Annotated in this window: 4 protein-coding genes; 1 reads left to right on the top strand and 3 read right to left on the bottom strand. The window is 63.1% G+C overall.

What is annotated here, in order from left to right; all coding sequences use genetic code 11:
* The 3 genes from FJY68_13950 to FJY68_13940 all read right to left on the bottom strand — a co-directional run.
* A partial coding sequence (locus FJY68_13950) for a hypothetical protein (protein ID MBM3332925.1) occupies nt 1-264 on the bottom strand: 264 nt, incomplete at its 3' end.
* A gap of 305 nt (nt 265-569) precedes the next feature.
* The gene (locus FJY68_13945; GenBank protein MBM3332924.1) at nt 570-1,169 is read right to left on the bottom strand and encodes a T9SS type A sorting domain-containing protein; all 600 of its coding nucleotides are present in this window, start codon (nt 1,167-1,169) and stop codon (nt 570-572) included.
* Between the two features lie 192 nt (nt 1,170-1,361).
* Complete coding sequence (locus FJY68_13940; protein ID MBM3332923.1) at nt 1,362-2,405, bottom strand: hypothetical protein; 1,044 nt, start codon at nt 2,403-2,405, stop codon at nt 1,362-1,364.
* 404 nt (nt 2,406-2,809) lie between these two features.
* On the opposite strand from FJY68_13940, the gene FJY68_13935 reads away from it, so the two are divergent.
* Nucleotides 2,810-3,110 (top strand): TetR/AcrR family transcriptional regulator (locus tag FJY68_13935; protein MBM3332922.1); only part of this gene is annotated, 301 nt, incomplete at its 3' end.

Here is a 3,110-nt window from a genome sequence, read left to right as displayed (position 1 = left end):
GGCCAGGGTCACGTTGTCGGACGGGCTGATGAACTTGACGCCCCAGCCGCCGCCGGCCACGTTCTGACACCAGGCGCTGGCCGCCATGTTATCGTCGTACTTCATCGTGTCTGAGACATCGAGGGTCAGCTCCGGTGAGAACGGGAAAACCCCCGGCTGCGGGTCGGGAATCGTGTAATGCGGATTCTCCATCCGCCCGATCCACTGCTCGCTACTCGCCAGCGCGAGTCCCACGGCAAGACACAGAATCACCAGCTTGCGCATCGGTACTCCTTTTCAAGCATTGCCTTACGAACGTAACTCAGGGACTCCCGGCCTGACCGACGGTGAGGCACCGAATGAAACGTTCAGGCCTGACCTCGGCAGAACCGGGAAGTCTCCATTCCTTCAAGACCTTGCCCGCATCCTTGCAGGCAGTCCATAATAGCGGGCGTCAAGCCGGGGTCAAGGAATAGGGTTTGGGTTCAGGGGTCCCAGGTTTCGACAGCCCGGGGTGAGGGTGCAGGCCGGAAGTACGCCAAGAGCAGAACGGGGCGGGAACGCCCGCCCCGTCGCGGTCTGGTCCCTGACTATCTGTCGATCACGAGTTTGCGGGTCGCGGAGGCATTGGCGGTCTCGAGCCGCACAAGGTAGATGCCCGCGGCCAGCGACCTGGTATCCAGGTTGAGCGCGCCCGTCCTCGCCTTGTCGTTCGTGGCGTACAGATTCCGTACCAGTCTCCCGGTCGCGTCGTACAGGTTAACGGAAAGCGGCAGCGAGCTCGGCACCTGCCACTTGAGCATGACCCAGCCGGTGCCCGGGTTGGGGTAGTTCGACATTCCCAGGACCGGTAAGCCAGGCCCCGGCTCGAATCCCTCTTTCACGGCCACCGGGGCGAGCGGCACGAAGTTCCACGCTCCCCGCGTGATGATGAACGAATCGACCGCGTAAAGCTCGGTACCTGGCGCACCGCCCGGACCGTCGTCGGCATACACCCTTAGGGAAGCCACGGTGTCACCGGGCCTGGGCCAGATCCCGGAGAAATGCACCAGCGCCCCTGCGATGGTAACGCTTTCCGCCGGGCTGATGAACTTGACGCCCCAGCCGCCGCCGGCGGCGTCCTGGGCCCAGGCGCCGGTCCCCGTGCCGTCGTCGTACTTCAGCGTGTCGGTCACGCCGGGGAGCAGCATGGAATCGAAGGGAAAGATGCCGGGCGAAGGATCTAGGACCTCGAAGTGCCGGGTCGGGCTCAGCGCAACGCACGTCCGGTCGCATACCGGACCGCCGTCGCGCCGTGCCGCAGCCGTCCTGTCAGGAAGGACCTTGTCCGGGTCCCGGGTCGGTCCGATCCACCGCTCGCTGCGCGTGAAGCCGCCGCTGTCCTAGATTGCGGCCGAGATGAAGAAATCTCCGTGCAGTCCGACGCCCGGAGTCCACAGATACCAGGAACCCGGGCTGCCCCACCAGCTGTGGTCGCCGACCAGCGAACTGTCGGCGCAGCTCGAAGGATGGCCGGACGAACTGACGGGAGCGACGGCCACGTAGAAAGTGCCCGAATCTACCGTGAGCAGTGATTCGAGTTCCCAGACCCGGTACGGACCGGGTTTGCCCGGAATGGCCTCCAGGGTCTCGCTCTGGTAGAGCAGCGTGGAGCCGTCGTCACCGTAGATCTTGAACGTGAACGACGTGTCGGGCCACGGAATGGTATCGTGAAAGTAGAAGTCGGCCTTCAGGCGCGCTATCCCGAACGGGTAGGTCAGCCCAAAGTCGGCCGGGTTGAACTTCACGGCCCGCTCCGGGGCGCCCCAGGTCAGCCAGTGCATGTTGGCGTCTACGTGGTACTGTATCCAGTTCACGCAGTTAAGGTCATAGGATATGGTGTCATCGGCCGGCCACTTCTCGCCGGCAGCCTCGGTCCAGACTCTTATGTTGTACTCGCCGGGCACATTCGGGATGTGCCAGACAGGCTGGAAGATGATCTGTGCCGTCGCGCCGTGCTTCAGCTTCAGGGTGGTTGTCGCCGTGTCGTTGTAGACGTAACTGTCCGGTCCGGCAATCGACAGCCGCACCGGCGTACCGACAGGCAGCGTATCGCTGCCCATGTTCCTGATCATCGCCCGAATCGGGAAGTTGATGTTGGGGAGCGTGTCCTTGGGCATGTTCCTGGAGAACCAGACGGCCGACGCGTTGGTATCCTGCGGCGCCCAGTCGAGCACCGCCCGGATCAGCCAGTCGCCCACGATGTTGTCCTCGGAGAAACTGCCCGTCGAGTCCATTGACCATTGCGTATGCGCGGACGCGTTATTGTATGCGTCAATCGAAAGCCCGGGGCAGTTCGGGTTGGCGCCCACCTGCTTGTAGAAGATGTAGAAGTTGCTCGCCCCGGCGAGCCCAACGGCAAGACCCAGAGTCACCAATATGCGCATCGCTGCTCCTCCTTAAAGGTTGCCCATCGAACTGACCAAGACCTCCCGGCTCTGCCTGCGGAGAGGCGCGACGACAGATCACACAGCCCCAGCGCGGCAAAGCCGAGGAGCTTTCATTCCTTCAGGACCCTTCGCCTGCAGCAACGCAGGCAGTCGATGATAGCGGCCGTCAAACCGGGGTCAAGGGAGGGTATTCCCTGGTTCCAGAATCCCGGAAGTCAAAAGACACCGGTTCGAAACCGCCTTCTGCCGGCCGGAATGCTCGATCCCTGGACCACCTCTCTCCGACTACCTGAGCAGTCTAGCGCGGGGCCTCTGTCACACGCCCGTGTCGTTAGTTCTTGACTACGCACCGGGTGGTTCTATAATGACTGACCGGTCAGTTTTCAGAAGACCAAGACCACATGAAGACCAAGTCAGAAGACAAACGGCTCGCCCTGCTCAAGGCGGCTTTTGCCGTCGTCACCGAGAAGGGGTACTTCGAAACCACGGTCGACGAAGTCGCCCGCCGCGCCGGCGTGGCCAAGGGCACGGTCTACCTCTACTTCAAGGACAAACCCGCCATCTACATCGGCCTGGTGGACTGGCTGCTCGAGCAGGCGCTGGAGACGATCGCCGCGGTGGCGGCGCGGCCCGTATCCCCTCGTCGCCGACTCGAAGAGCTCTTCTCGACCTGGGCGACCGGGATGATGTCCAACCCCGGCG

The organism is candidate division WOR-3 bacterium (genome assembly GCA_016867815.1).
Lineage (GTDB): Bacteria > Hydrothermota > Tepidihabitantia > Tepidihabitantales > Tepidihabitantaceae > UBA2258.
This window is presented reverse-complemented; position numbering and strand designations above follow the sequence as displayed.

Bases quoted from the DNA above. Each gene is read 5' to 3' on its own strand.
- FJY68_13940 (MBM3332923.1), bottom strand. From the start codon at position 2,405: ATGCGCATATTGGTGACTCTGGGTCTTGCCGTTGGGCTCGCCGGGGCG.
- FJY68_13945 (MBM3332924.1), bottom strand. From the start codon at position 1,169: ATGCTGCTCCCCGGCGTGACCGACACGCTGAAGTACGACGACGGCACG.